Annotated in this window: 22 protein-coding genes; 9 read left to right on the forward strand and 13 right to left on the reverse strand. The window is 62.9% G+C overall.

The window, feature by feature from the left end; translation table 11 throughout:
- Positions 1-9 precede the first annotated feature (9 nt).
- Positions 10-1,164 (reverse strand): extensin family protein, encoded by a 1,155-nt coding sequence (locus YUO_RS0108210; protein WP_028346817.1) that lies wholly within the window; start codon positions 1,162-1,164, stop codon positions 10-12.
- Between the two features lie 84 nt (positions 1,165-1,248).
- Between YUO_RS0108210 and YUO_RS0108215 the strand changes: the two genes are divergently transcribed.
- Complete coding sequence (locus YUO_RS0108215) at positions 1,249-2,877, forward strand: fatty-acid--CoA ligase (RefSeq protein WP_028346818.1); 1,629 nt, start codon at positions 1,249-1,251, stop codon at positions 2,875-2,877.
- Between the two features lie 91 nt (positions 2,878-2,968).
- Here the strand turns inward: YUO_RS0108215 and YUO_RS0108220 are convergent, their stop codons facing one another.
- Positions 2,969-3,847: an AraC family transcriptional regulator gene (locus YUO_RS0108220; protein ID WP_028346819.1), complete on the reverse strand. Its 879-nt coding sequence runs from the start codon at positions 3,845-3,847 to the stop codon at positions 2,969-2,971.
- Between the two features lie 206 nt (positions 3,848-4,053).
- Between YUO_RS0108220 and YUO_RS0108225 the strand changes: the two genes are divergently transcribed.
- The gene (locus YUO_RS0108225; protein ID WP_028346820.1) at positions 4,054-5,172 is read left to right on the forward strand and encodes an aldo/keto reductase; all 1,119 of its coding nucleotides are present in this window, start codon (positions 4,054-4,056) and stop codon (positions 5,170-5,172) included.
- Positions 5,173-5,344: 172 nt separating this feature from the next.
- On the forward strand, positions 5,345-6,043 hold the full coding sequence (locus tag YUO_RS0108230) for a formylglycine-generating enzyme family protein (RefSeq protein ID WP_051379316.1): 699 nt from the start codon (positions 5,345-5,347) through the stop codon (positions 6,041-6,043).
- Positions 6,044-6,094: 51 nt separating this feature from the next.
- Here YUO_RS0108230 and YUO_RS43710 read toward each other — a convergent pair whose 3' ends face one another.
- On the reverse strand, positions 6,095-7,120 hold the full coding sequence (locus YUO_RS43710; protein ID WP_235782658.1) for an SEL1-like repeat protein: 1,026 nt from the start codon (positions 7,118-7,120) through the stop codon (positions 6,095-6,097).
- A 659-nt stretch (positions 7,121-7,779) separates the two neighbouring features.
- On the opposite strand from YUO_RS43710, the gene YUO_RS0108240 reads away from it, so the two are divergent.
- Positions 7,780-8,631: a DUF1499 domain-containing protein gene (locus YUO_RS0108240; RefSeq protein ID WP_028346823.1), complete on the forward strand. Its 852-nt coding sequence runs from the start codon at positions 7,780-7,782 to the stop codon at positions 8,629-8,631.
- Between the two features lie 70 nt (positions 8,632-8,701).
- Here the strand turns inward: YUO_RS0108240 and YUO_RS0108245 are convergent, their stop codons facing one another.
- The 4 genes from YUO_RS0108245 to YUO_RS0108260 all read right to left on the reverse strand — a co-directional run bounded on the left by YUO_RS0108245 (position 8,702) and on the right by YUO_RS0108260 (position 14,428).
- Complete coding sequence (locus YUO_RS0108245; protein WP_028346824.1) at positions 8,702-9,619, reverse strand: MBL fold metallo-hydrolase; 918 nt, start codon at positions 9,617-9,619, stop codon at positions 8,702-8,704.
- Positions 9,620-9,749: 130 nt separating this feature from the next.
- Complete coding sequence (locus YUO_RS0108250; RefSeq protein ID WP_028346825.1) at positions 9,750-10,964, reverse strand: acyl-CoA dehydrogenase; 1,215 nt, start codon at positions 10,962-10,964, stop codon at positions 9,750-9,752.
- Positions 10,965-11,128: 164 nt separating this feature from the next.
- Positions 11,129-12,202 carry a 3,4-dihydroxy-2-butanone-4-phosphate synthase gene (gene ribB, locus YUO_RS0108255; protein WP_028346826.1) on the reverse strand — a complete coding sequence of 358 codons (1,074 nt, stop codon included), beginning with the start codon at positions 12,200-12,202 and terminating at the stop codon, positions 11,129-11,131.
- Positions 12,203-12,700: 498 nt separating this feature from the next.
- Complete coding sequence (locus YUO_RS0108260) at positions 12,701-14,428, reverse strand: cation:proton antiporter (RefSeq protein ID WP_028346827.1); 1,728 nt, start codon at positions 14,426-14,428, stop codon at positions 12,701-12,703.
- A 76-nt stretch (positions 14,429-14,504) separates the two neighbouring features.
- Between YUO_RS0108260 and YUO_RS40185 the strand changes: the two genes are divergently transcribed.
- On the forward strand, positions 14,505-14,891 hold the full coding sequence (locus YUO_RS40185; RefSeq protein WP_063830280.1) for a DUF3124 domain-containing protein: 387 nt from the start codon (positions 14,505-14,507) through the stop codon (positions 14,889-14,891).
- 66 nt (positions 14,892-14,957) lie between these two features.
- A complete protein-coding gene (locus YUO_RS0108270; protein WP_028346829.1) occupies positions 14,958-16,199 on the forward strand; it encodes an aminotransferase-like domain-containing protein in 1,242 nt (413 codons plus the stop codon).
- A 23-nt stretch (positions 16,200-16,222) separates the two neighbouring features.
- Here the strand turns inward: YUO_RS0108270 and YUO_RS0108275 are convergent, their stop codons facing one another.
- On the reverse strand, positions 16,223-17,209 hold the full coding sequence (locus YUO_RS0108275) for a Bug family tripartite tricarboxylate transporter substrate binding protein (protein ID WP_028346830.1): 987 nt from the start codon (positions 17,207-17,209) through the stop codon (positions 16,223-16,225).
- Between the two features lie 34 nt (positions 17,210-17,243).
- Here YUO_RS0108275 and YUO_RS0108280 point away from each other — a divergent pair, with 34 nt between their 5' ends.
- Together YUO_RS0108280 and YUO_RS0108285 are read left to right on the forward strand one after the other, a co-directional pair.
- Positions 17,244-18,941: an FAD-dependent oxidoreductase gene (locus tag YUO_RS0108280; RefSeq protein ID WP_051379318.1), complete on the forward strand. Its 1,698-nt coding sequence runs from the start codon at positions 17,244-17,246 to the stop codon at positions 18,939-18,941.
- 7 nt (positions 18,942-18,948) lie between these two features.
- The gene (locus YUO_RS0108285) at positions 18,949-19,827 is read left to right on the forward strand and encodes a DMT family transporter (RefSeq protein ID WP_028346832.1); all 879 of its coding nucleotides are present in this window, start codon (positions 18,949-18,951) and stop codon (positions 19,825-19,827) included.
- A 202-nt stretch (positions 19,828-20,029) separates the two neighbouring features.
- Here YUO_RS0108285 and YUO_RS0108295 read toward each other — a convergent pair whose 3' ends face one another.
- From YUO_RS0108295 to YUO_RS0108310, 3 genes are all read right to left on the reverse strand, one after another.
- Positions 20,030-20,305 (reverse strand): hypothetical protein, encoded by a 276-nt coding sequence (locus YUO_RS0108295; protein WP_156908546.1) that lies wholly within the window; start codon positions 20,303-20,305, stop codon positions 20,030-20,032.
- 602 nt (positions 20,306-20,907) lie between these two features.
- Positions 20,908-21,630, reverse strand: coding sequence for a mechanosensitive ion channel family protein (locus tag YUO_RS40195; RefSeq protein ID WP_198028006.1), 723 nt, complete (start codon positions 21,628-21,630; stop codon positions 20,908-20,910).
- A gap of 500 nt (positions 21,631-22,130) precedes the next feature.
- Entirely contained in the window at positions 22,131-22,907 is a 777-nt protein-coding gene (locus YUO_RS0108310; RefSeq protein ID WP_028346834.1) for a bestrophin-like domain, read from the reverse strand.
- Positions 22,908-23,012: 105 nt separating this feature from the next.
- Here YUO_RS0108310 and YUO_RS47100 point away from each other — a divergent pair, with 105 nt between their 5' ends.
- Complete coding sequence (locus YUO_RS47100) at positions 23,013-23,273, forward strand: hypothetical protein (RefSeq protein WP_198028007.1); 261 nt, start codon at positions 23,013-23,015, stop codon at positions 23,271-23,273.
- Between the two features lie 14 nt (positions 23,274-23,287).
- On the opposite strand, the gene YUO_RS0108315 is transcribed toward YUO_RS47100, so the two are convergent.
- Both YUO_RS0108315 and YUO_RS0108325 read right to left on the reverse strand, forming a co-directional pair.
- Positions 23,288-24,568, reverse strand: a complete 1,281-nt coding sequence (locus tag YUO_RS0108315) for an amidohydrolase family protein (RefSeq protein WP_028346835.1) — start codon at positions 24,566-24,568, stop codon at positions 23,288-23,290.
- Between the two features lie 354 nt (positions 24,569-24,922).
- Positions 24,923-26,095 (reverse strand): thiolase family protein, encoded by a 1,173-nt coding sequence (locus tag YUO_RS0108325; RefSeq protein ID WP_028346836.1) that lies wholly within the window; start codon positions 26,093-26,095, stop codon positions 24,923-24,925.
- Positions 26,096-26,283 lie beyond the last annotated feature (188 nt).

Raw genomic sequence — 26,283 nt, forward strand, 5'->3', positions numbered from 1 at the left:
AGTCGCGTACTAAGAGCGCCGGTTTTTCCGGCGCTTCTTCGTTGCGGGCTTCTGCTCGCGCGCCGGATCGGCCTTTTCCGATTTCTCGCCATTCGATTCAGCGTCCGGCCTGGCCGCAGCGGGATTCGCACCAGACTTGTTCGCATCAGGCTTGTCAGACCTGTTCGCGTCGGACTTGGCGTCGTCGGGTTTGGCGGCGACCTCGCGCGGCGGCGCTTCCTCGGGCCGTTCGGCCGGCAATAGCGGCGCTCTCTGCGGCAGCGGGTCCCAGACATCCCATTGGCAGATCCGGTAATTGCCGCGTCGTTCCATCAGATCGAGATGGATGTGGTCCTCATGGTACCAATCCGAGCCCGGGCCCAGCACCGTCGAGAACCGGGCGCAGACTGAATGCAGCACGGTCTCGCGCAATTCCCGCGGCACCGTGCGGTCGGTCAACGAGATCAGGCGGCCGTTGGCGAGCTTGAAGGCGCGCACGTCGAGCGCGTTGGCGCGGCCGTGCTCGGAGAGCCTGGCGCCGACGATGCGGTTACGGCCGCGGCACTCGAACGAGTCGAAATTGTCGAGATCGGAGACGGCGCTGCCGAGGCGCTCCGCCAGCGGCGCGATGTCGTTGCGGATCCAGGCGGCCAGCGCTGACGCCATGGTACAGCGCAGTATTGCCGCCGGCTTCACCGACACCCGCCGCTTGTCCGGCAGCACGATCGCCTCGAGCCGCACCAGATCCTCGCCGCCGCAGCCGTTGGCGCCGCGGATGTCCGGGATGCTGGGCGCAATGGCGACTTCGTCCGTCAGCGCCAGGCGGCACGCGGAAGGTTGTGGCGTGGGCTGCGGTGCAGGCACCGCCTGCTCCTTGGCCTTGTCTTTCTCAGGCGACGCCTGCTCCTTCTCGGCCGGCTTCTCAGGCTCGGCAGACGGCGCCTCAACGGGACGCGGCCTCGGCAGCGGCACAGCCACACGGCGCGCCTTTCCTCGCGCACGCGGCTGTAAATCCCTGAACAGGTCGTCCCACGGCGCGGCGCGCGAGGTTTTCGCCGCCCAGGCCGGCTCGACTGGCATGCCAATCAACAGCGCCGCGGCCGCAGCGGTAACCATTGCCGCTGCAATGCGGCCAAAGGCACCATTAGCCCATTTTCGGCTTGCTTTCTGCGCGGTAAAGTTCATTTCAATTCCATGAACTTAACCCCGATCCGCCAATAACGTTCGCGGGTCGTGCGGCAATAAACAAACCATCGGAGGAAAGTGCGTATGCTCGGATTGATGCAAGACTGGCCTTTGCTTTGCCATCGGATTATCGAACACGCGGCGAAGTATCACGGCACGCAAGAGGTCGTCACGCGGTCGGTCGAAGGTCCCATTCATCGCACCAATTACGCCGAAATTCATGCACGCGCGCTGAAAGTATCGCAGCGGCTCGACCGCGACGGCATCAAGCTCGGTGACCGTGTCGCCACCATCGCCTGGAACACCTGGCGCCATCTCGAATGCTGGTACGGCATCATGGGAATCGGCGCGATTTGTCACACCGTCAACCCGCGGCTGTTCCCCGACCAGATCGCCTGGATCATCAACCACGCGCAGGACCGCGTGGTGATCACTGATACCACCTTCGTGCCGATCCTGGAAAAGATCGCGGCCAACCTGCCGAGCGTCGAGCGCTACATCGTACTGACCGACAAGGCGCATATGCCGCAGACTACGCTGAAGAACGCGGTCGCCTATGAGGATTGGATCGCGGAAGCGGACGGCAAGTTCACGTGGAAGGACTTTGACGAGAATACCGCGGCCGCGATGTGCTACACCTCGGGCACCACCGGCGACCCCAAAGGCGTATTGTATTCGCATCGCTCCAACGTGCTGCACGGGCTGATGGCCAACAACGTCGACGCGCTCGGCACCAGTGCCGCCGAGACCATGCTGCCGGTGGTGCCGTTGTTCCATGCCAATAGCTGGGGCATCGCATTCTCCGCGCCTTCGATGGGCACCAAGCTCGTGATGCCCGGCGCCAAGCTCGACGGTGCTTCGGTCTATGAACTGCTGGACACCGAGAAAGTCACCCATACCGCCGGCGTGCCGACGGTGTGGCTGATGCTGCTGAACCACATGTCGGCCAACAATCTGAAGCTGCCTCACCTGAAGAGCGTGGTGTGCGGCGGCTCGGCGATGCCGCGCACGATGATCAAGGCGTTCGTCGACATGGGCGTGCGTGTGCGCCACGCCTGGGGCATGACCGAGATGAGCCCGATAGGCACAGTCGCCGCGCTGAAGCCGCCATTCGCCGAACTCACCGGCGAGGAACGGCTCGACATCCTGCAGACCCAGGGCTACCCGCCGTTCGGCGTCCAGATGAAGATCACCGACGATGCCGGCAAGGAGCTGCCGTGGGACGGCAAGACCTTCGGCCGCCTCAAGGTGGCGGGCCCTGCGGTCGCCAAGGGGTATTACCGGGTCGACACCAACATCCTCGATGACGAAGGCTTCTTCGACACCGGCGACGTCTCGACCATCGACCAGCACGGCTACATGCGGATCACCGACCGCTCCAAGGACGTCATCAAGTCCGGCGGCGAATGGATCTCGTCGATCGACCTCGAAAACCTCGCGGTCGGCCATCCCGCGGTCGCGGAGGCCGCTGTCATCGGCGTCTACCATCCCAAATGGGACGAACGTCCGCTGCTGATCGTGCAACTCAAGGCCGGCCAGCAGGCAAGCCGCGAGGACATCCTGAAATTCATGGATGGCAAGATCGCGAAATGGTGGATGCCCGACGACGTCGTCTTTGTCGACGGCATCCCGCACACCGCAACCGGCAAGATCCTGAAGACCGCGCTGCGCGAGCAGTTCAAGAGCTACAGCTTCCCGAACGCGGCTGCGTAAGGGAAAATTCCGTCCCTCCCATTCGGGAGGGACGGTCCAGCCGAGCCGAAATGCTTGCCGTCGGACCTGGCCGGTCTTCGAAAGATTTGTGTCAGAGATGGAATGAGCGTCGATATTGGGACGGGCTTTGGCCGGTCATGGAACGAAAGATGCGGGCAAAATGTGCGGGACTGAGAAAGCCTGCGCGTAGCGCCATCTGCGCGATTGAAAGCTCCGTCCTCGCGAGCAGTTGCTTGGCCATCGCGACGCGCCTTGCATTGACGAATTCCAGCGGCGTCCGTCCTGTCGTTTCGCGAAACGCGCGATGGAAATGGCCTTCGGAGAGCTGTGCAAGATCGGCAAGCTCGGCAACTCGTATTGGCGCGCCCAAATGCGCGTCGATGTACTCGGTGACCCGCCGCAGCCGCCACGCAGGCAGCCTGATCGACGGATCTTTCACCCTCGCGCCGCCGTAGCGTCGGGCGAGGTAGAGAACAAGAGCCAAAGTCATCGTGTCGCAGTAGGTGGCGTCGAGGCCGCCTTCCAGCGCATCAAGCCGCTCGAACTCCGCCAACATGTTCCAGACGAAGCTGTCTTCCGAACCCGACAGCGGGCCCAGCGCCTCGATCGATGGGCGGGCCGTCGTCGAAAGCTTTGCCGGATCGAGTGCGATGGCTGCCCATCGCCATTCCACATTGTGCAGCCGAAGCCGCCGCTCGCAACCCGCTGGCAGAAATGAAATGGTCGACGGAAGATCAGGGCCGTCATAGCGATGCCCGCCATCGGCCGAAATCTCATGCCTGTCGGCGCCACCTGATAGTGTCGCCATGATGAGATGATTGGGCGACAGGATGCGACCTTCGACGATGGACGTCATCGGGCGATGCGCCGTTTCAAATGCGCCGCTCGCCCACTGCGCGCGCCGCCAGCCCACCGGCCGGGAACTCAATCTCTCGATCGTCGAAGTGTCTTCCACAGGATGACCTTGCATGGTGATCTCCTGATGACTTCCTGGCTACACGACAAAAATCCCGGAACCGGCGATTTGTTACAAGCCGGTCGCGCAATTGGAACTGGCGGTCGCGTCAGGATCGGACAGATCGGGTCAGGAACCCGCACGACAAATCAAGAAGACAGTCATTTCTATCGGCAAGCGACCCTGCCGTTTGCCGCAGGGCGCATCAAGGGAGATGGCCCATGGATAAGACACCTCGGGATTCCGCGCTCATGACCGACCGCCGCCGTTTTCTCGGCGCGGCCACAGCGATGGGCGCTATCGCTGCAACGACCGGGCATGGAACGGCCATTGGCGTTTCAGTCGCCAATGCCCAGGCGCCCGCAGGCGGCGCGGCGCGTACCACCGCAACCGGGCCGGTGCTGACGCGAACGATTGGCCGCACCAACGAAAGTCTTCCTGCGCTCGGGCTGGGAACGTTTCTGACGTTCGACCTGCTGCCGGGCCGCAATCGCGACGCGCTGCGCGAAGTCACCAGAACGTATGTCGATGCGGGGGTTCGGGTGATCGACACGTCGCCGCTGTACGGTACGAGCGAGGTCAGCGTCGGCGCATTTCTCAACGCAATGAGCATGGCCGACCGTATGTTCATCAGCAACAAGATCTGGTCGACCGGCGACTACCTCGCCGACGAAAGCCACGCGCTGGCCAGTATGGAGCAATCGAGGCTTCGGCTGTGGCGCGACAAGATCGACCTATTCCACTGCCATAGCCTGGTCAACGTCGACGCGATCGTGCCCCTGCTGCGCGCGTGGAAGAAAGAGGGCAGGATTCGCTACGTCGGCGCCTCGGTCCACGAGAATGACTATCATCCCATGCTTGCGGGCTTGATCGACAAGGATCTGGTCGATTTCATCCAGGTCAACTACTCGATCTTCAACCGCAACGCCGAGGAGCGCATCCTTCGCGCGGCGATGGACAAGGGCGTCGGCGTGTTGACAAATATGCCGCTGGAAAAGGGCCGCTTGCACAAGATCGTCGATGGCCGGCCGCTGCCCGAATTTGCCCGCGACATAGCTGCGGAGAACTGGGCCCAGTTCTTTATCAAATGGGCGATGGGCCATCCAGCGGTGACGACGGTTCTTGCCGCGACCTCGAACCCGGATCACGCGGCCGAGAATGTCGGCGCGCTGCGCGGGCCCCAACCGGATCAATCCATGCGGCAGCGGATGGCGCGGCACATGGAAAGCATTGCTGGCTTCACCAACCTTGCGGCGATGCAATGGTATCCGGACAAGCAGGGCATGTATCAGGGCGTCATTCGTCGTTCGCAGGCGGCAGTGCGCCAGCGGATGAGCTAACCGAGGAGTGGCAGGCGCGGTGCGTCTGCCACTCCTCACTTGATGCGGAAAGCCAGAGCCTTTTCGGTTCTGATTGAATCAGAACTAGGCTCTAGATTCTTGTTTTGACGCGTTTTCTTGACGCGAACCGGTGTCCACTTCGCTGGAAAACGCTCTAGCAGCGAGTTCGCACATGAAATGGCATTGGATTGCTTTTCGATGTGGATTGACGGCGGTGGCCAGCATTGCACTCGCCGAATCCGGCGGTCGCGCGAATCTTGGCAAATTTGCCATCGACCGAACCGAAGTCACGATCGGCCAGTTTCGCAAATTCACCTCCGACAGGGCTCTAACGACCGCGGCCGAACGGGCCGGGGGCGGATACGAATTCGCGGATGGCTGGACCCGTCGCACCGGCTGGACGTGGTCAGCGCCATTTGGACAACCGGGCGCCGAGGATGAGCCCGCCGTACATGTGTCGTGGGGCGAAGCGCGCGATTTCTGCGCTGCTGTTGGCGGACGCCTGCCCACACTGGAGGAGTGGGCGGGTGCCGCCTACACTGAAACGCGCGCCAATCCTGCCGATGGTTTCGTAAGGGGGCGTACCTATCCTTATCCTGTCGGCGACAGCCCTGACGGTATGAACACATCCGGCAGGGATCGCTGGCCGCGCCATGCGGCGGTCGGCACCACCAAGCAGGGTGTGAACGGACTCTACGATATGGGTGGCAATGTCTGGGAATGGCTTGCGGATCGCCGGGGCGACGACGCTCTGACCGCCGGCGGCTCGTGGTGGTACGGTGCGGACAACACGCAATCGACAGCCGTGCAGTGGAAATCAGCCGATTTCTACGCTGTCTATATCGGGTTTCGCTGCGTATACCCCCCTTAAGCAGCGGCCTCAAAAACTTAGTCAAGCGGCGTGCAACACGCCCGCCCAAGATCAGCGCGAGAGCGCCAGCGCGTCGAGACGTCGCTGCGCGTCGGGTTCGCCCCATTCCTTTGCCCGCTGATACCAGATGCGGGCCTGCGCGACGTCCGCCAGCGGGCCATCGGCGCCCATCTGCCTGAGCCGCGCCGGATCGTAGGTTGAGCCGACGAGCAGCGCCGCGCGCGCATCCTGTGCTTCCGCTCCACGCATCAGCACCAGCCGCGCCGACTGCACGTCGCCGGCGGCGAGCAGGTCCTGCCCGCGTTTGATCAGGGCAGCGATTTCCTTCGGATCGAGGCTTCGCACGACTTCCGCCTGCTGCCGCACGGCTGGCATCGGCGGCGCGGCCGCGGCCATGGCGACCGGCGGCGGCGGTGCGGCGACCGGCGCTGCGGCAACGACCGGGGCTGGCGCGGCAACCGGCGGCGCAGCGACAGGGGCCCTTGGCACAGGCGCCCAGGTCAGTCGCGTGGAGGTGCCGGTGAGCGCCACGCCATTGCCGTCACGCAGTTCCGCCGTCACCAGCATTTGGCCGGTGAAGCCATCCGGCGGAATGACCGAAACGCCGGAAATCTCCGTCGCCGACACGCGCCATTCGCTCGGACCGACACGCTTGCCGGATGTGAGCCGTGCGCCGGCATTAACTCCATTGATGGATACGTAGGCGTCGGGCGGCGGAGAGCCGACGTGGATCCCGAGCGGCACGGGATCGTTGGTGAACCCGCTGCCGTCCTGTACGGCTAAGGTCGCCGTACGTCTCGCTGGCTGCGGCTGCGGCGCCGGAAGCACCGACGATTTCACCGACTGCCAGGCGGCCGAGAGCGACGCATTATCCTGGTTGGCCGGGCGCTGCGACGACGGAATGGCCATGACCAGAAGCGTCGCGATGCTCGCCGCGATCGCCACGGCGATCGAAAAACGGATGACCTGCTGGAACAGCGCGCGGCGTCCCGACAGGTCGCGGAGCACGGATGGCGCTTCGACCGGCGCGGTCTCCCTCGCCTCCTGCATGGCCTGGGCCACGGCTTTGGTGAACATTTCGGAATCCTGGCGGCGTGCGGGCTTGCTGAAGGGCTGCAAGGGCGGTCCTTCAGTTGGCATTCGCGGACGCCAGCCGTCGTCGTTCTGCATCAGCATCGTGCCCGGTTGATCGCTGCTCGTCCGTTCCCTCTGCTCACGCGGCGCATAATATGCCGGATCGTTCGGACCGACATATCGTTCGTGCTTTGCATCACTCATACTGAACACTCGCCCTCATGGGGCCTTCCGCCAGCCCCGCGGACGTATGCCGATTGCGCCCTATGCGATCCTAGAACTCCGGGGGCGCAACCGCAATTTTTTTGCGACTCCGCCCGCAACAAGGACCAAGAGTTGAGATCATCCTGCAGCGCTTCCGGCTGACGCCCGCCGTTCCCCCTTTGGCTGACGTTCGCCGGTGTCCCGTGCAGGACAGTCCCGTGTTGCGGCAAATACGACAACCCAGCGGCGAGAGGTAGACGAAAATTGGACTAACTTCAATGTACAACTAATAATCAATTTACAGGGATGGTTACCCAAGAGGTTGCTGCACGCAGCGCATTTGCCCGATTAGTATCGCCTGCAAACTTGAAATTCGCGCCACGCCGTGGTCTCAAGCTTGCGAGTTTGCAGCCGGCCCCGCCAGCCACACAGATTTCAGAAACCCGGCAGATTCACCGATGGCCCGAAGGTTTTCCTCTCCTTACCAGTCGGAGCCCGTGTCCAGCCTCGCCACCTGGTCGCGCAACCTCGCCATCTTCGCCGTGGTCGCGGTGGTGGTGTCGATCATCATCGTCCGCTTCGGCTTCCTGGAGGTAAAACCCGCGCTGGCGACGTTCTTCGGCGCGCTCGGTCTGGCTGTGCTTTCCATCCTGGTGGGCCTCGCCGCCTTTGCCGCGATCTGGCAGAACGGCTCGCGCGGCATGGGCCGGATCGTGCTGGCGTTCCTGATCAGCGCCCTTCTGCTCGCCTACCCGGCCTACCTCGCTCTGCAATACCGCAAGCTGCCACCGATCCACGACATCACCACCGATCCGATCGATCCGCCGCGCTTCGAGGCGCTGGCGCGGCTGCGCAGCGGCGAAGGCGCCAACTCCGCGGTCTATGCCGGGCTCTATTCGGCCGAGCAGCAGCGGATCGCCTATCCCGACATCGAGACCGTGGAACTCGAAGTGCCCCCGCAGCGGGCCTATGAGGTGACGCTGGCGCTGGTGAACAAGCGCAAATGGCTCGTGATCGACGAACGGCCGCCGCAGCCGCCGCGCCGCATCGCCCGCATCGAGGCGGTGGCGCGAACGCCGATCATGGGATTCCGCGAGGACATCTCGATCCGCATCACGCCCGACGGCGACGACTCACGCGTCGATATCCGCTCCTCCTCGCGCTATTTCGAAAGCGACCTCGGCAGCAACGCCGCGCGCGTCTCAAAGCTGATCGAGGACATCAACGCCGCCGTCGATAACGCCAAGCCGGCGGCCCCGAAGAAGCCGCAGACGCCGGCAAAGGGTCAGGCGAAGAACGTGAAAAAATAGCGAATGGCGAGTGGCGAATAGCAGCCAGGCGGCCCCTCCCTATTCGCTACTCGCCATTCGCTATTCGCCCCTACGCCATCCTGTACGTCCCGCCGATCACCGGATCGCCATCGGTCGCCACGATCCCGCGGGCGACCAGGTCTTCCAGATGCGCCAGCACGGAATAGCCGGCGGCATTCGTCAGCCGCGGGTCGATGCCGATATAGATCGCGCGGACCATGGTCGGGATGTCGGCCTCGCCCTTGGCGAGCCGATGCAGGATCGAGGCCTCGCGGGCCTGGCGGTGCCGGGTTAGGAAACGGACGTAACGCGGCCCTTCCGGAATTTCCGGCCCGTGGCCTGAAAGATACAGATCCTCCTCGCGGGCTTCCAGCCGCGCCAGCGAGGCCATGTAGTCACTCATCGATCCATCCGGCGGTGCGACGATCGAGGTCGACCAGCCCATCACGTGGTCGCCGACGAAATTGATCTTTCGCTCGGGCCAGGCGAACGCCAGGTGATTGGCCGTGTGGCCGGGGGTTGCAACCGCCTCCAGCGCCCAGCCCCGCCCTTCGACGACGTCGCCGTCCTTGACTTGGATATCGGGCCGGAAATCGCGGTCAGCGCCAGATTCCGGATTGTGCTTTTCACTCTCGAAGCGTGGCCGCGAGGCGCGGTGCGGCCCCTCGGCATAAACGGGCGCACCGGTGGCCGCCTTGATCCGCGCCGTGTTCGGCGAATGGTCGCGGTGGGTGTGGGTGACGAGAATATGCGTCACCGTCTCGCCGCGCACGGCGTCGAGCAACGCCTTGGCATGCGCATCATCATCGGGACCGGGATCGATGATCGCGACATTGCCCTTGCCTACGATGTAGCTGACCGTGCCGGTGAAGGTGAACGGGCTCGGATTGTTGCAGAGGACACGCCGGATGTCCGGACGCACTTCATCGACGACGCCAGGCTTCAGCGGAAAATCGCGATTGAACGGGATGTCGTCGTTGTCGGCCATGTTTTTCTTCTTGGCGTCATTCCGGGGCATCGCGCAGCGATGAACCCGGAATCCCGAGGTGGGGAAAAGAATACGGCGCGAGATTCCGGGTTCGATGCTTCGCATCGCCCCGGAATGACGAGCAAGTGGCTTACGAAAACGCCTGTATCCCCGTGATTGCCCGGCCCAGGATCAGGGCGTGGACGTCGTGGGTGCCTTCATAGGTGTTCACGGTTTCCAGGTTCGCGGTATGGCGCATCACGTGGTACTCGATCTGGATGCCGTTACCGCCGTGCATGTCACGCGAGACGCGGGCGATGTCGAGCGCCTTGCCGCAATTGTTGCGCTTGACGATCGAGATCATTTCCGGCGCCATCTTGCCCTCGTCCATCAGGCGACCGACGCGCAATGAGGCCTGAAGGCCGAGCGCAATCTCGGTTTCCATGTCGGCGAGCTTCTTCTGCACGAGCTGCGTTGCCGCTAGCGGCCGGTTGAACTGCTTGCGGTCAAGCGTGTATTGCCGTGCGCGGTGCATGCAGTCTTCCGCCGCACCCATTGCACCCCAGGAGATGCCGTAGCGGGCGCGGTTGAGGCAGCCGAACGGTCCCTTCAGGCCTGATACGTTGGGCAGCAGCGCGCTCTCCGGCACCACCACGCCGTCCATCACGATCTCGCCGGTGATGGAAGCGCGCAAGGACAGCTTGCCGCCGACCTTCGGCGCCGACAGGCCCTTCATCCCCTTCTCGAGAATGAAGCCGCGGATCTGGTTGTCATGCGCGGCCGACTTGGCCCAGACGACGAAGACGTCGGCGATCGGTGCGTTGGAAATCCACATCTTGCTGCCGCTGATGCGATAGCCGTCCGACACCTTCTCGGCGCGGGTCTTCATGCCGCCGGGATCGGAGCCGGCATCCGGCTCGGTCAGGCCGAAGCAGCCGACCCACTCGCCGGTGGCAAGCTTCGGCAGGTACTTCTTGCGCTGGTTCTCGTCGCCATAGGCGTAGATCGGGTACATCACCAGCGACGACTGCACCGAGTTCATCGAACGATAGCCGGAATCAACCCGCTCGATCTCGCGCGCCACCAGGCCATACGCGACGTAGCTCGCGTTCGCGCAGCCATATTCTTCCGGCAGCGTGACACCGATCAGGCCGAGTTCGCCCATCTCGTTGAAGATCTCGCGGTCGGTCCTCTCTTCCAGATACGCATTGATGACACGCGGCAACAGCTTGTCCTGCGCATAGGCACGCGCGGTATCGCGGATCATGCGCTCGTCTTCGGTGAGCTGGTCGTCGAGCAGGAACGGATCGTCCCACTGGAAGGAAGCCGCCGCCGGCTTGTCCTTGGCTTGAGGGCGCACGCTCATGAAAATCCCTTTCGCATCACTGTCCTCATGGAAATTGTCGACAAATTAATGCGCTATCGGCAGAAGCGCAAATGTTTCACCACGTCATTCCGGGGCATGCGAAGCATGAATCCGAAATCTCGAGATCCCGGACATGGTGCCCGCGCACCATTCCGGAATGACGACTACTCCAACTTTTCGTTGGAAACGATCTCGATGCCGAAACCGGATAATCCCTTATAGTCGTGCACCGACGAGGTGAGATTGACGATCGAGGTGATGCCGAGATCGCGCAGGATCTGGGCACCAACGCCGACTTCACGCCATTGCCGGTGCCTGTCCGCCTCTGCCGTTTTCTGTTCGCCGACCGGCTCGACGGGAACTCCGGCCGCGCCGTCGCGCAAGTAAACCAGCACGCCGCGGCCGGCCTTCTTGAAATGGTCGAGCACGATTTGCATCCGCGCCTGGCCGGTGAAGAGATCCTTGACGATATTGGGCTTGTGCAAGCGCGTCAGCACGTTCTTGCCGTCGCCGATGCCGTTATAGACGAAGGCAGCATGCGCGATCTCGTCGAAGGGCGAGCGATAGGCATAGCCCTGCAGCGGACCGATCGGGCTGTCGGTGGTAAACGTTGCGACCCGCTCGATCAACTTTTCGCGCGCCTGACGGTAGGCGATCATGTCAGCGATTGTGACGTGCTTGAGCTTGTGGGCGGCGGCGAATTTCATCACCTGCTCGCCCTTCATCACAGTGCCGTCGTCGTTCATCAATTCAGAGATGACGCCGACCGGCGGCAGGCCGGAAAGCTTGCAGAGATCGACCGCCGCTTCGGTATGGCCGGAGCGCAGCAGCACGCCACCGTCGCGGGCGATCAGCGGAAAGATATGACCGGGCCGGGCAAAATCATTGGCGCCGGCATTGGGATTGGCGAGCGCGCGGCAACAGGAGGCGCGCTCCTCCGCCGAAATGCCGGTGCCGCCATCGGGCTTGTAGTCGATCGAGACGGTAAAGGCGGTGGTGTGATTGGACTCGTTATGCGCCACCATCGGATCGAGCCGCAGCCGCCTGGCGTCGTCGGTGGTGATCGGCGCGCAGACGATGCCGGAGGTGTGGCGGATAATGAATGCCATCTTCTCCGCGGTGCAGAGCGAAGCCGCAACGATCAGATCGCCCTCGCCCTCGCGATCGTCATCATCGGTGACGACGACGAGTTCGCCTTTGGCAAAGGCTTGCAGAACTTCCTGGATGCTATCGGCCATTTCTCAAAATCTCGTCAAATCTCGCTCGGTTCAGGCAGTGCATTAGCCGGACTCCATGGCCGGCGCCAGCGCCAATACGCGGGGCAGGCCGCTGCCGGTGGGCGCGAAGCGGCCATGCTGCGGCGGTGCTGAAGCGGGATAAATTGTCGACGATTTCCGCCCGGCGGCATCGGCTGGTTTCGTCCCGATCTGACGTAGATATGCCGCCTTGCCGGAGAAGTCAGCCCGCGGCGCCCGTCTTTTGCCGCTAGCATGCTGATTTTTGTTTAGATCGATTTGGCCGCAGCCTCTCCCGCTTGCGGGGAGGCGTAGGCCACCTTCGGTGGCCGTCCTCTGAGACGCCGAGGCAAAGCCTCGGCTATGGCAAAGCGCCGGGTGGGGGCTCTTTCCACTCAGGCAGTGTCGCCCGCGGGGCACCCCCACCCCAATCCTCCCCCACAAGCGGGACAGGGAGTGCACCTTATTCGTGGTCGCAGTCAAACCTAATTTCGTCAGGCTCTACGGCAGCACCTCGCGGCGCTCGTTGAGCAGCGCGTCGGTCTCGGCGCGCTTGTCCTCCAGGAGCCCGGCCTGGGCGGCTTCGATCACCTTGTAGAGTTCGTGGGCGTCGCTGAGCCGCGTCACCGTCACGTAGTCGGCCCCGGCCTTGTAGAGGTCGTTGACGTTGGCCAGGATCTCCGCGGTGGCGACGATCTTGGCGGTCGGATTGAGCGAGCGGACGTGCCGGACCAGCTTTTCGTTGTCGGCGCCCTTCAACAGCGAATCCGGGATGCTGAGGATGATCAGCTCCGCCTTGCCAACCCCGGCATGCACCAGCGTATCGACGTTGCTGATGTCGCCATAGACCACGTGCATGCCGCGGTCCGTTAAGGTCCTAAATACCAGCGGGTTGAAGTCGATCACGGTGATCTGCTCCAGCACCGCCGGAGTAAGGCGCTCGATCTCGGCAATCAGCGCGCTGGCGGCGCGGAAGAACCCGAGAATGACGATCCGGCACGCCTCCCCGTGCCCGCCCTCGTGCCCTCCGTCGGCCTCATGCTTGTGATCGAGGTCGCGGAGCCCGATCCGCTTCAGCGGACCGATCAGGCCGCGCGTGACCTGGTCGCTGCGGCCCATGACGAAGGTGCTCAGGACCGCCAGTACCACGAAGGCGAACGACGCCGCGCTCGACGTTTCCGGGCTGATATGGTGTGCCAGCACGCCGGTCTGGATCACGACCAGCGAAAACTCCGAGATCTGCGCCAGGTTGATCGCCGGCAACAGGCTCGCGCGCAGGCCCTGCTTCATCAGATAAAGCGGCGTGAACGTCGTCACCATGCGGCTGGCGACGGTGAAGGCCGCGATTGCGAGCGCCAGCCCGATCACCGACGCACCGGGGATCGGAATGGTCATGCCGAGCGAGACGAAGAACAGCGTGATGAAGAAGTCGCGCAGCGTCGTCACCTTGGCGGTGACGTCGAGCGCATAGGGGAATGTCGACAGCGATACGCCAGCCACCAGCGAGCCCATCTCGCGCGACAGGTGCAGCCTCTCCGCGATCTCGCCGATCAGGAAGCACCAGGCCAGCGCGCCGAGCAGGATCAGCTCGGGCCGGCGCGCGATCTGGTGGAATAGCCACGGCAGCACATAGCGGCTGAGCACCAGCGCGGTCGCCACCAGCACGCCGACCCGGGCGATCGACAACAGGATCACGCTCACTTGCAGATTGTCGAGGCTCGGCTGCACCGCCAGGAACAGGATCGCGAAGATGTCCTGCAGCACCAGCACGCCGAGCGTGATCCGCCCGGGCAGCGTGTCGAGCTCGCGCTTCTCGTACAGTACCTTGACGATGATGACCGTGCTCGACAGCGCGCAGGCGATGCAGAGATAGAGCGCGTCGAAATGCCCGCTCCCCATCGACAGGCCGATCCCGATAAAGAACAATATTCCGAGCAGGACGCCGCCGGCCAATTGCCCGCCCGCGGCAAACAGGATCACTTTTCCGGCGCGCACGATCTTCTTCAGGTCGATTTCCAGCCCGATCATGAACAGCATGAAGATCAGGCCGAGTTCGGAGATGACGGTGATCGAATCCTGGGACTCGACCCACTTCATGCCGAATGGACCAATGAAGAACCCGGCGATAAGGTAGGCCAAAATCAGCGGCTGCCGGGAAAAATGCGCCAACAGGCCGAGCACCCAGGCGAACAGGATGCATAAGGTGATATCGCGAATAAGCTCGTGCATGGTTCCGGATTTCCCCCTTTTGCAACCTAGAGGCCCCGGCGCAAGGGTCAAACATTCAATGTGTCATAGCCATAGAATGGGGGCTTTTCTCGCGATTCTGGCCGCGTTGTCGATCCCGTACGCCCTCATTGCCAGCGCCCGGACCGCAGACGGAATCGAACAGAATTTCGCACACTCCCGCCCCCTGATCCCCGAGCGGATCGCCTATTTCGACACATCAGGCAAGATGGTGGGGAGCTACCTCAAGTCCCCGATTACGTTAAAAGCGTTTGCGGCCGTCGAGGTCTTCATCGCCGCAAACGACGTGCGCGGCGGAACGGGAGCCAATTTCGTGGGCGAATGGGCGGCCACGGGCGAGATCAGCGAGCCCACGATCGAGGCGCTGATGGTCGGCGGCGTCGGCGCCGTTCATCATGCGTTCATCAGCCAGGCCGATCAGGATCGTCGGCGAGAACCAGGCTGAACGACGACGAGACAGGGAGCCGCCCGGTCGGCCCTCTCAACAAGAAACAAGATGGAGTGAACATTCATGTCTACCGCTTCCTTCGATTTTGCGCCCTTGCTGCCCGCCGGATTGCCGGCGCCGTCAGCGCGGTGGACCGGCCTTGCCAGATACAGCTTCGTCGGCGGCAACAATGATCCCGAGCAGGTTCCGGTCGATGGCCTGATCGACGCCGTCAATACCGTGCTCCGGCGCGAGGGCAAGACGCTCGCGACCTACGGCCTCGCCAGCGGCCCGCAGGGCTATCGCCCCTTGCGCGAATTCCTCAGTGCGAAACTCAAGCGCGATGCCGGCATCGCCTGCATTGCCGACGATATCATGATCGTCTCCGGTTCGCTGCAGGCGCTCGATCTCGTCAACCAGACGCTGCTGGCGCGCGGCGACACCGTGCTGGTCGAGCAGGAGACCTATCAGGGCGCGCTGACCCGGCTGACGCGGCTTGGTGTCAAGGCGATCGGCATCCCGCTCGACGAGCAGGGCATGCGGATGGATGCGCTGGCGGCAGCCCTTGCCGACCACAAAAGCCGCGGCATCACGCCGAAATACATCTATACCATCCCGACCGTGCAGAATCCGACCGGCAGCATCCTGCCGGAGACGCGGCGCGCCGAGATGCTGAAACTGTCGCAGCAATATGGCGTGCCGATTTTCGAGGACGATTGCTACGCCGACCTGGTCTGGGCCGGTAAACGTCCGCCCGCGATCTACGCCATGAGCAAGCATGGCGGCGTCATCCACATCGGCTCGTTCTCGAAGTCGATCGCGCCGGCGCTGCGGGTCGGCTTCATCGTGGCACCCTGGGAGATGATGTCGCGGATGCTGGCGCTGAAGACCGACGCCGGAAGCGGCGCGCTGGAGCAGATGGTGCTGGCCGAGTATTGCGCGCCGCATTTTTCGACCCACGTGCCGAAGCTGACGCGCGGCCTGCGCGCCAAGCTCGACACGCTGATGGAAGCGCTCAGCGAGCAGTTCGGCACCTCGGCCGAATTCGAGGAGCCCGAGGGCGGCATCTTCCTGTGGGTGAAACTGCCCGACAATGTCGACACGCTAAAACTCTATCAGGCCGCGCTTGTCGCCGGCGTCGCCATCAATCCGGGGCCTGAATGGTCGACCGACAAGGCCTATGCCGGCAGCCGACTGCGGCTGTGCTTCGCAAGTCCCTCGCATGAACAGATCCGCGAAGGCGTCGCCGTGCTCGCCGAAGTCTGCCGCAAGGAGTTCGGCGTGCCAGCACGGATCGCGAATGTGGAGAAGCGGGCGCGGAGTTGAGCCTGCAAGCCGTGGCCGGTGCCCTATTCAGCCTTGATCCCGGCCTCGGTAATCAGCCTGCCCCATTTCACGCTTTCGCTCTGGATAAATTTTGCAAAAGCCTCGGGCGAGGTGGGCGCGGGTTCGGCGCCGAGAACGCGGATTTTCTCGATCGCCGCGGGATCGCTCAGCGCCTTCACGAAGGCGGCATTCAGCGTTTTGACGATGTCGGGCGGCGTGCCGGCGGGTGCGACGATGCCGAACCAGCCGACGGATTCGAATCCAGAGAGGCCCTGCTCCGCCAGCGTCGGAACATCGGGCAGGAAGGCCACGCGTTTCGCGGCGGAGACTCCGAGCGCCTTCAACTTGCCGTCGCCGATCAACTGCTTGGATGCAGGAATATCCAGCACGGCCAGCGGCACGTGGCCGGCAAGAACATCCGTCGTCGCCGGCGCGGTGCCACGATAGGCGATCAACTGAATTCCGACGCCGGCCTTCTGGTTGAACAAGGCCGACGTCAGGTGCATCGCCGTGCCGTTGCCGCCATGGCCGATCGACAGACCCGCCGTTTGAGCCTTGGCCTTGGCAACGACATCGGCGACAGAGGCAATGGCCGATTGTCGCGAAGACACCAGCACGAACGAGATTTCCGCCAGCAGGGTGACCGGCGCCAGGTCCTTGATCGGATCGAACGCCATCGCCGCGCGGTTGAGATGCGGATTGACGGTCAGCACGCCGGCTGCGGCCACGCCGAGCGTGTAGCCATCAGGCGCTGCCTGCGCCACCGCGCCGATCCCAATATTGCCGCCCGCGCCCGCCCTGTTCTCGATGACAATAGGCTGACGCAGCGTTTCCGAAAGCAGCGGCTGCAGGGCGCGAATGACGATGTCGGCACTGCCGCCGGGCGGAAACGTCACGATGATCTTGATGGGTTGATCGGGATATGCGTTTGCTGCTTCAATCGCCGACAACGACAGCGACAAAACAACAACAAGGGCGCGGATCATGCCTTGCCGGATCGACGGAAACATTGAGGTCCCCCGATGATCTCTGTGGGGCTCAGTAATGCATGATCGTCCCCACGCAGCAAGCGACAAGGTGGCAGGTGACATGGTGAAGACCAGTGTTCTCGTGGTCGGCGGCGGTCCGGTTGGTCTCACTTTGGCAATGGACCTCGCATCGCGGGGAATATCCGCCACTGTCGTCGAAACACGCGCCGCCGGCGAGCCGCCGAGCGTGAAATGCAACCACGTCTCGTCGCGCTCGATGGAGATTTTTCGCAGGCTCGGCCTGGCGCAGGAGCTGCGCGACGCCGGATTGCCGGCCGACTATCCGAACGACTGCTCTTACCGCACCACGGCAACGGGTATCGAGCTCTCGCGTATCCTCATTCCCTGCCGGCGCGATCGCTATACCGCCACCGGCGGGCCAGACACCGGTTGGCCGACGGCCGAGCCGCCGCACCGCATCAATCAGATCTATATGGAACCCGTGCTGTTCGCCCACGCCGCCGCCATCGACGGGCTGCAGATTCTGAACCGCACCGCATTCGAGGAGTTCGGCGAAGTCGATGAGGGCATCGTTGCAACCGTCCGCAACCTCGATACCGGAGCCACCTTTCAGATTCACGCCGATTTTATCGTTGGCTGCGACGGGGCGCGGTCGCTGGTTCGCAAGGCGATCGACGCCAATCTGCAGGGAACGCCGATCATCCAGCGCGTGCAGTCGACCTACATCCGCGCGCCCGCCCTGCTCGGCCTGATGGACCGGCCCGCCTGGATGACGCTGTCGCTCAATCCGCGGCGCTGCGGCACGGTGGTCGCGATCGACGGCCGCGAGCAGTGGCTGATCCACAATCACCTCAATCGCGAGGATGAGACTTTCGAATCCGTCGATCGCGATGCCTCGATCCGCGCCATCCTCGGCGTCGGCCCCGATTTCGAATACGAGATTCTGAGCAAGGAGGACTGGGTCGGCCGCCGCCTCGTCGCCGACCGGTTTCGCAACGGACGCGCCTTCATCTGCGGCGATGCCGCCCATCTGTGGATGCCCTATGCCGGCTACGGCATGAACGCCGGGATCGCAGACGCAACCAACCTCGCATGGCTGCTCGCGGCCTATCTGGAAGGATGGGCCGACATCGCCATCCTCGACGCCTATGAGGCCGAGCGCCTGCCCATCACCGAACAGGTGTCGCGCTTTGCGATGGAGATGGCGGGCAAGGTCTTGAGCCAGCGCCGCACCGTTCCTGATGCAATCGAACAGCCGGGGCCGGAAGGCGATGCCGTCCGCAAGCAGGTCGGGCAAGCGGCCTATGATTTGAACGTGCAGCAATATTGCTGCGCCGGCCTCAATTTCGGCTATTTCTACGATCGCTCCCCGATCATCGCCTATGACGGCGCCGAGCATCCGGGCTTTACGATGGCGGACTTCACGCCGTCTTCGACTCCGGGCTGCCGGCTTCCGTTCGCGAAACTGTCGGACGGACGGCCGGTCTATGATGCGTTGGGTCCGGGCTACACGCTTTTGCGGTACGATCCGGGTGTTGTGGTTGCGCCCTTGGCCGATGCGATGCGCGCCAATGGCGTCCCGTTTGAAATCGTCGATGTATCCGGCGACCAAGCGCCGCCGCCCGGCGGCCACAACCTCATCCTTGCGCGCACCGACCAGCACGTCGCCTGGCGGGGCGACACGATCCCGGACGATCCCGCGCCGCTCGTCGGCAAGCTGATCGGCCGAAGCCTCACCCCCAGCCCGGATTGATTCCCTGATGACGGAGACGCGCTCCCAGCATCGCCTAGGCATTGCCCTGGTCGCCGCCGCCGCCATCGCCTGGAGCACGGCGCCGCTCTTTACAAGGCTGCTTCCCTACGACTCCTGGACTATCCTGTTCTGGCGCGGATTATTCGGCGGCGGCCTGATCATGTTGTTGATGGTGCTGTTGCAAGGGCGTGCCGGCCTGCGAGATTTGGCCAGGATGGACAAGAACGGCTGGCTTGTCGCATCGTTTTCGACATTGGCGATGATCGCCTTCATCCCTTCACTGCAGCTCACGAATGTATCCAATGTAGCCATCATCATCGCGACCGGTCCCTTCCTCGCGGCGGGGCTGGCCTGGATATGGCTGCGGGAAATCCCGCAACTGCGAACCATGCTCGCAAGTATCGTGGCACTCTGCGGCGTCATGATCATCGTCGGTAACGCACGCGCCGGTTCCGACATTCTCGGGATCGGCCTCGCCTGCTTCATGGCGCTGGCGATCGCTGCGATGACAGTCATGGTACGGCGGCACAGGAATACATCGATGGTCGCCGCGGCGGCGATGTCGAACATGCTGGGCAGCGTTATCAGCATTCCCTTCGCCCACGGAATAGCTGCAATAACGTGGTTCGACCTGTTTGTTCTCGCGATGTTCGGATGCTTTCAGGTCGCCCTCGGCCTCACGCTGTTTTTCCTCGGTTCGCGGCTGCTGCCTTCCGGGCAGGCCGCCCTGATCTCCACGCTGGAGACGCCGCTGATGCCGTTCTGGGTATGGGCGGGATTCGGCGAGGTGCCCACACTACGGGTCGGCGCCGGCGGCGCTCTGGTGATGGGCGCCGTCATTGCCGACATAATCGGCGATATCCGCGCGCAGCGGCAGTCAAGGTGAACGGACGGATACTCAGATCCGGTTTCGTACGCGTGGCTCAATGTCCGCCTCGGTCCGAAAGCGACGGAAGTGCTGCATCGCCGCGAAATGACGCGATGGGCCACAAGCGGAAAACCTCGCAGGCCGCGAGCGATCTGGCGCACGACCGCGCAGTCATTCCCTTCGGCTTCCGTTAAGGCAAGTAGCGGGTTTCCGAAATTCCTCATCGATGCATCCACGCCCTCGAAATCGAAAGCAGTGTGTGACCGATGACACTGAGCAGCGCGGCGATGCCCCATATAGTGAACATGGTCTCTTTGTAGCTTGCAGAAAAGCCAGCGCCTTCGGCGATCACATCGCCGATATGCTTCCACCAGCCGCTGAGAGTGCCCGGCAACCCGCCAGTCGCATCAGCAATCGCAAGCGTGATTCCCGAGATCACGGGCAGATAGAAGACGAGAACCACGGCTGCGGCGAGAACACGGAGAATGAATCGCATGAGACCTCCGATGTACGCCATGATGGCCGCGAACTCACCGAGCCATTGTCTCTATGTGAGTCCCTTTGAGGACAGCACCTCGAAACAATGTCCGCTTCGCTTATACTCGTGACTGCGCGCGTAGCTGCCCCTGTAAAGAGTGCCACTCCCGCTAATTGGAAGCCCCGACTAGGTTCGGCAAGGCCCCCTCGCACCATTGTCCCGCGGAATTGGAGGCCAGGCCGGTGGCGCAGCAGAGAAATGAAGGCAGCAGCGACGCCCTGGTGGTTAAGTAGCCTCCACCAGCGTCCCAATGAGACGCAGCAACTCTTGATCCTCCGGTCCGCCTCCGCCGCCTCGCGCTAAGAATTCCCTGATCTCTAACTTCTCTGTGCGTCCGCCGGAAGGGACGTTGGGCACGTGCACAACAGAAACTCTGTCAGCGTCACGGACAAGGTACCAGCGGTCCCCGTTCGAGCTGCAGTATAGCTCTCTGGCGGCGGCAGAATGCGAGAAGACGCCGAACTCGTGCATCTTGGCAACAAGATCGACGGCACCATTGCGTCCAGTGTTCTGCGGAACGTGCTCAATCGTCGCCTTGGCGTCTTCCGGGATCATCATGTTCACCCGCTGGACTGGCGCGGCGGTTGGGAAGTACCTGCCGTGTGTTCGCCCAAGCGACGGCCGGCTTCAGCGGCTTCATCGAGCTTCGACGCAACATCTTGCGACGAGTCGTACCATCGACGGACTATCTCGGCTGCGGTGTCTCGTCCACCGAGCCCGAAGGCCAGACCGAGCGCGAGAGCTAATGCGCCGACGACAGCCGTGAACAGCGCGTTGACCAACGTTTGTGCAACACCGATCTGGTTCACGGCTACGACGATGGCGAAGGCCCACACCATGACCTTTGCAATCTTGGCGAGGAGGTCGGGATTGCCGAGGTCGGCCTGTGCCGTGGCGCCTCGGACTAAGTTGCCCAGGGCATTCGCCGCCAAGCCACCGATGACGAGAACGACGATTCCGACGACAAGGTTGGGAATCCACAAGAGGAGTTGTCGCAACACGTCCGAAACAGCCGGTAGACCCAAAGCGTCGAACGCAACCACAAGCGCAATCAGCCTAATGAACCATTTCGCCGTGAGGGCAATCGCTCCCGAGGCATCCGTCTCCAGCCCCATGTTATGAACGAAGCCGGTGAACCCCGATTGCGTGGATAGTTCGTTGAAGCGGACTCGCCGAAGCACCGCCGCGATTGCGCTTGCCACTAAGGCCGCGACGATCCAGCCGATAATCAGGATCGCGGCAAAGCCAAGAATCTTGGGAATGGCGGCGAAGAATACGGCCATCGCGGCCGCAAGGGATGTGAGCATGGCCTCGCTCCAATCCCGAATGCTCGTAAGCGTCATGGTGCCTTCCTCCCGGTGAGGGCGCGGACGGCTCCGTCCGCGTCCAGCGCGCAGAACTCACAAAAGTCAACACCGCAAAGACCTGAAAGGTTTCAGGGGGTTGCAGTCCTAAGACAGAATGTTTGGGGTGAGACGCGGATTTTGCACTGCGAAGGGTGCCATTTGAGGGTCCGCCGCTTCGTTGAACCGTCCCATCGCGTTTGACGGAGGATACCACTGTTCCGGCCTTGGGGCGCGCAGCGTCCGGTTGGGGTCATGAGCCGGCATTACCGGCCTCGAAGCCGTGGTCAGCCTCCCCGGAAGGTGACATCGAAGCCACCTGCCAGCCTGCCCGCTTCGGGCCAGGAGGGGACGAAGCGAGTGCACCTTTGCGTGTGGTCATCTTTTCTTGCGGCGCCCCTTGGTCCCGTCGCGGCCTCCGTTCCCGAGGGTATAGGATGTCAATCCACAGCGACCTCTCGAAACGCTGTCGGTGCCATGGTCACGCCGCCAAAGGCAAAAGGCCGGTCGTAGACCATGAGAAGGACGAGGCACACGGCGACTGCCGTTGAAAAGATCAACATGGTCGTCGCCATCGCTGTTCGATTATCGATATGTATCATTGCGATCGTCACGAGGATCAGCATCGTCAGGACAACGATGACTGCCCACTGGATCGGCGCGATCTGAAGCTGGCTGAGCCGAATTCTATCTCGCCGGGCTTCAAATGCATGTTCGATCGCCACCAAAGCGCGCTCCTGGGCCAGCTGCTGAGCGGCTTGTGCGGGCGTAAAGGAAAGGACCGCCGCCACCGCGTCAGTCAATCCAGTCGGGATTGCTTGCAAGTTGGCTTCGCCCCTGCCCATCGCTGGCCAATCCTGCGTTTCGATGAAATGGAAGTGGCGCTTGATGCTATCGCGCAGATTGTTCCGAACATCCGGTGGAAAAGTATCCGCGAGGAGCACGGCCTGTCGGAGAGCACTGGCTTCCTGACCGACATATTCCCCGGCGCGATCGACATTTGTCCATACGCGCGAGGACAGGAAGGCGAGGAGCAGGGCCAGGATAACCGCTAGAGGCGTCAACGTCACAGGCGAGGCCGCCTTCAGCTCCCTCGCCACTGCGCGCCGGGACAGGATTGCCGCTGCGCCGAAAGTCGCCATCGTCAACACGTAACAGAAGCCGAATACAAGAAGCGTGATGCCGAGAATCGATTGGGACTCAACCCAACGCAACATTGGTCCTCCTGAGCTGGCTACTTCTATCTTTCTAGAATACGCCCCGAGCCCTCTGACCGGAAGGCCACACCGCTCGGGTGCTGCAGGCCAGCGGGCATTCGCGTGATGCCGAAGGACGGCACCGACTGGGATCAGGAATATGGCTTCACCGACAATGGGCGGATGCCGAAGCCGTTAACTGCTGCGCTGCGGCAGTTCGATCCCCCGATGTCCAGAGTGGGTCATTTCCGACCGATTCAACCGGTTCTGCTTGCCGGTTCATGCCTGCGCCGTCCCGAAAGCGGGCCTGATGCTGGGATGACAAGCCGCAGCCAACTACCTCGCCTTCATCCAGTTCGCATCAATACGGCTGTGGCTTCGCGTTAACGAGTCCACCCCCCTCACCGCACCGCGAACGGCGCCTGGTAGGGCCGGCCAAACGGCACGCCGTTGATCACGTTCTGCACGGGCTTGAGCAACAGCTTGCCCTCGCGCTTGTTGTTGCGGGTGTCGACGAACGAGGTCTGCGCCTCCACCAGATCCATAATCGCGACGTCGCCGGGTGCGCCGATCTGCAGCGTGCCGATCTTGGGCGCGCGGTTGATGATTTTCGCCGGCGTCGATGTCGCCGCCGCCACCACCTGCTCCAATGTAAGGCCGAGCGTGAAGAACTTGCTCATGACGTTCGGCAAATACGGCATGCCTGGCGAGTTGCCGGAGAAGACGTGGATGTCGGAGGAGATCGTATCCGGTGTGCAGCCGCCCGGAAGCGCGACCTCCGCCACCGTGAAATCAAAACTGCCGCCGCCATGGCCGACGTCGAACATCACGCCGCGCTGCTTGGCGGCGAGCGCTGATGGCAGCAGCTTGCCATCCTGCACGATGTTAGTGAAGGCGCCGGCGATGTTCGGAGCGCCGGAATAGGCATGCGTCAGCACATCGCCCGGCCGCATCAGGTCGAGAATCTGCGACATCAGCTCCTTGGTCTCGACGCCGCCGATATGCACCATCATCTTGGCCGGCCAGCCGCACATCTCGCAGGCCTTGATGCCGCGCTTCAGCGGCTCCAGCCCGTGCTTGGCGATCACGTTCTCCGACATCCTGACCTTCACGCCGAGCAGGAAGTCCGGATTTTCCGCCAGCGCCATCGCGCAGGCATCGACTTGCGCGTAGTCGATGTTGTAGAGCTCGGCGACCGGGAAACCGGACAGGCCGTTGTTGGCGATGTGAACGAAGGCGTAAATTCGCGCCCGCGATTGCGCCACGATGTAACGCCGCAGCGCCGCGAGATTGTTGACGCCGGCATCGCCTGCCGACACCACCGTGGTGGTGGCCTGGGCCTGCACCAGCTCGTCGGCGGGAATGCCGATCGCCGAACCATAGGGGTAGACGTGCGAATGCAGATCGATCAGGCCGGGTGTCACCAGCTTGCCTGAGGCATCGATGGTCTTGGCGGCGCGCGCGGCCGGAATCTCGTTCTCGACCGCCTCGATCACACCCCAGCGGATACCGATATCGCGCTTGCCCTTGAGTGACTGACTCGGATCGAGCACGTCGCCGCCCTTGATCACGAGGTCGAATTTGTCATTCGGCCCCATCGCGGCATGGGCGCTTCCGGACATCGCGGCGACCGCGGCCGATCCGGCCAAGCTCAGGAAATGACGGCGTGAAACCCCGCTCATGGCAGCCTCCCCAATTTGATTGTTATGGCGCGATGATGCGCCCGCTCCCAGCCTTCCGCAAGCAAGAGTAAAACCTGCCCATTCTCGTCCCACGCTGGATTGAAGCGCGGCGCTGCCGGTTTCCGGTGGGCGCTTGCTTTATCGACGTTCGCAGCTTTGCCTCTCGCGGCGCACGCATGCGCGACACGGCCACAACAAGCGAAGCGATCGGACGAGTGATCATCAAGAAGAAGTATCGTTATTGACGCCTCGGATCGCATCGCGTTGCGCGTTCGGTCCGGATGTCCCCAAACGAAAAATGGCCCCTCGCGGGGCCATTCTCTTTGTTTTGCGTGTCGCTGCGTTCGAAAAATCTCAGCTATAGATCTCGAACAGGCCGGCGCCGCCCTGGCCGCCGCCGATGCACATCGTGACGACGCCCCACTTGGCCTTGCGCCGCCGGCCTTCCTGCAGGATGTGGCCGGTGAGACGCGCACCGGTCATGCCGAAGGGATGGCCGATCGCGATCGAGCCGCCGTTGACGTTGTACTTCTCCGGATCGATGCCGAGCTTGTCGCGGGAATAGAGACACTGGCTGGCAAAGGCTTCGTTGAGCTCCCAGAGATCGATGTCGTCGATCTTCAGACCATGGCGCTTCAGAAGTTTTGGCACGGCGTAGATCGGGCCGATGCCCATCTCGTCCGGCTCGCAGCCCGCCGCCGCCCAGGCGACGAAGCGGCCCATCGGATTGAGACCGCGCTTCTCGGCATCCTTGGCTTCCATCAGAACGACCGCCGCCGCGCCATCCGAGAGCTGGCTGGCGTTGCCGGCGGTGACGTACTTGCCCGGGCCCTTGACCGGCTCGAGCTTGCCAAGGCCTTCCATCGTCGTATCGGGACGATTGCATTCGTCGCGGTCGACGGTGTAGTCGACGATGCTCTCCGCCTTGGTCTGCTTGTCGACCACCTTCATCTTGGTCTTCATCGGGACGATTTCGTCCTTGAACTTGTTGGCCTGCTGGGCGGCGGCCATGCGGCGCTGCGATTCCAGCGAATACTCGTCCTGATATTCGCGGCTGAGCTTGTAGCGCTCGGCAACGATATCGGCGGTATCGATCATCGCCATGAAGATATCGGGCGCGACCTTGAGCAGGTCCGGATCGATCGATTCCTTGGGCGAGCCGCCGCCGGGGATCGAGATGCTCTCGACGCCGCCGGCCACGATGCAGTCAGCTCCGTCAGAGCGGATCGAGTTGGCGGCCATCGCGATGGTCTGCAGGCCGGAGGAGCAGAAGCGGTTCACCGAGACGCCAGCGGTCGATTTCGGCAATCCGGCGAGCAGCGCGGCCTGGCGGCCGATATTCGGCGCGCCATGCGCGCAATTGCCGAGATAGCAGTCCTCGACATATTCCTTGTCGACGCCGGCGCGCTCGACGGCGTGCTTGATGGCGTGAGCCGCCATCGACATCGGCGGGGTAATGTTGAATCCGCCGCGGCCGGACTTCGCCAGCCCCGTACGTGCATAGGAAACGATGACAGCTTCACGCATTTGAAAGACCTCCCTTTGATGCGATCCAGTATGGACTGGAGCCGCGCCCGTGTGTAGCGAAAACCCGAATTCCGGCGGGCGGAACAGAATGGATCCGCAGGCCGGCTCGGAGCCGGGATTTGCACAACGCCTGTTCTTGGGCAAGGCCACGCTAACGCGTTCTGTCTTTTGCGGCCGATGCGCGACGA

The sequence above is a fragment of the Bradyrhizobium murdochi genome, assembly GCF_000472965.1.
GTDB lineage: Bacteria > Pseudomonadota > Alphaproteobacteria > Rhizobiales > Xanthobacteraceae > Bradyrhizobium > Bradyrhizobium murdochi.

Coding starts and splice junctions, on each gene's coding strand:
- YUO_RS0108210 (WP_028346817.1), bottom strand. CDS start 1,164: ATGAACTTTACCGCGCAGAAAGCAAGCCGAAAATGGGCTAATGGTGCC.
- YUO_RS0108215 (WP_028346818.1), top strand. CDS start 1,249: ATGCTCGGATTGATGCAAGACTGGCCTTTGCTTTGCCATCGGATTATC.
- YUO_RS0108220 (WP_028346819.1), bottom strand. CDS start 3,847: ATGCAAGGTCATCCTGTGGAAGACACTTCGACGATCGAGAGATTGAGT.
- YUO_RS0108225 (WP_028346820.1), top strand. CDS start 4,054: ATGGATAAGACACCTCGGGATTCCGCGCTCATGACCGACCGCCGCCGT.
- YUO_RS0108230 (WP_051379316.1), top strand. CDS start 5,345: ATGAAATGGCATTGGATTGCTTTTCGATGTGGATTGACGGCGGTGGCC.
- YUO_RS43710 (WP_235782658.1), bottom strand. CDS start 7,120: ATGTTCACCAAAGCCGTGGCCCAGGCCATGCAGGAGGCGAGGGAGACC.
- YUO_RS0108240 (WP_028346823.1), top strand. CDS start 7,780: ATGGCCCGAAGGTTTTCCTCTCCTTACCAGTCGGAGCCCGTGTCCAGC.
- YUO_RS0108245 (WP_028346824.1), bottom strand. CDS start 9,619: ATGGCCGACAACGACGACATCCCGTTCAATCGCGATTTTCCGCTGAAG.
- YUO_RS0108250 (WP_028346825.1), bottom strand. CDS start 10,964: ATGAGCGTGCGCCCTCAAGCCAAGGACAAGCCGGCGGCGGCTTCCTTC.
- ribB (WP_028346826.1), bottom strand. CDS start 12,202: ATGGCCGATAGCATCCAGGAAGTTCTGCAAGCCTTTGCCAAAGGCGAA.
- YUO_RS0108260 (WP_028346827.1), bottom strand. CDS start 14,428: ATGCACGAGCTTATTCGCGATATCACCTTATGCATCCTGTTCGCCTGG.
- YUO_RS40185 (WP_063830280.1), top strand. CDS start 14,505: ATGGGGGCTTTTCTCGCGATTCTGGCCGCGTTGTCGATCCCGTACGCC.
- YUO_RS0108270 (WP_028346829.1), top strand. CDS start 14,958: ATGTCTACCGCTTCCTTCGATTTTGCGCCCTTGCTGCCCGCCGGATTG.
- YUO_RS0108275 (WP_028346830.1), bottom strand. CDS start 17,209: ATGTTTCCGTCGATCCGGCAAGGCATGATCCGCGCCCTTGTTGTTGTT.
- YUO_RS0108280 (WP_051379318.1), top strand. CDS start 17,244: ATGCATGATCGTCCCCACGCAGCAAGCGACAAGGTGGCAGGTGACATG.
- YUO_RS0108285 (WP_028346832.1), top strand. CDS start 18,949: ATGACGGAGACGCGCTCCCAGCATCGCCTAGGCATTGCCCTGGTCGCC.
- YUO_RS0108295 (WP_156908546.1), bottom strand. CDS start 20,305: ATGCGATTCATTCTCCGTGTTCTCGCCGCAGCCGTGGTTCTCGTCTTC.
- YUO_RS40195 (WP_198028006.1), bottom strand. CDS start 21,630: ATGGCCGTATTCTTCGCCGCCATTCCCAAGATTCTTGGCTTTGCCGCG.
- YUO_RS0108310 (WP_028346834.1), bottom strand. CDS start 22,907: ATGTTGCGTTGGGTTGAGTCCCAATCGATTCTCGGCATCACGCTTCTT.
- YUO_RS47100 (WP_198028007.1), top strand. CDS start 23,013: ATGCCGAAGGACGGCACCGACTGGGATCAGGAATATGGCTTCACCGAC.
- YUO_RS0108315 (WP_028346835.1), bottom strand. CDS start 24,568: ATGAGCGGGGTTTCACGCCGTCATTTCCTGAGCTTGGCCGGATCGGCC.
- YUO_RS0108325 (WP_028346836.1), bottom strand. CDS start 26,095: ATGCGTGAAGCTGTCATCGTTTCCTATGCACGTACGGGGCTGGCGAAG.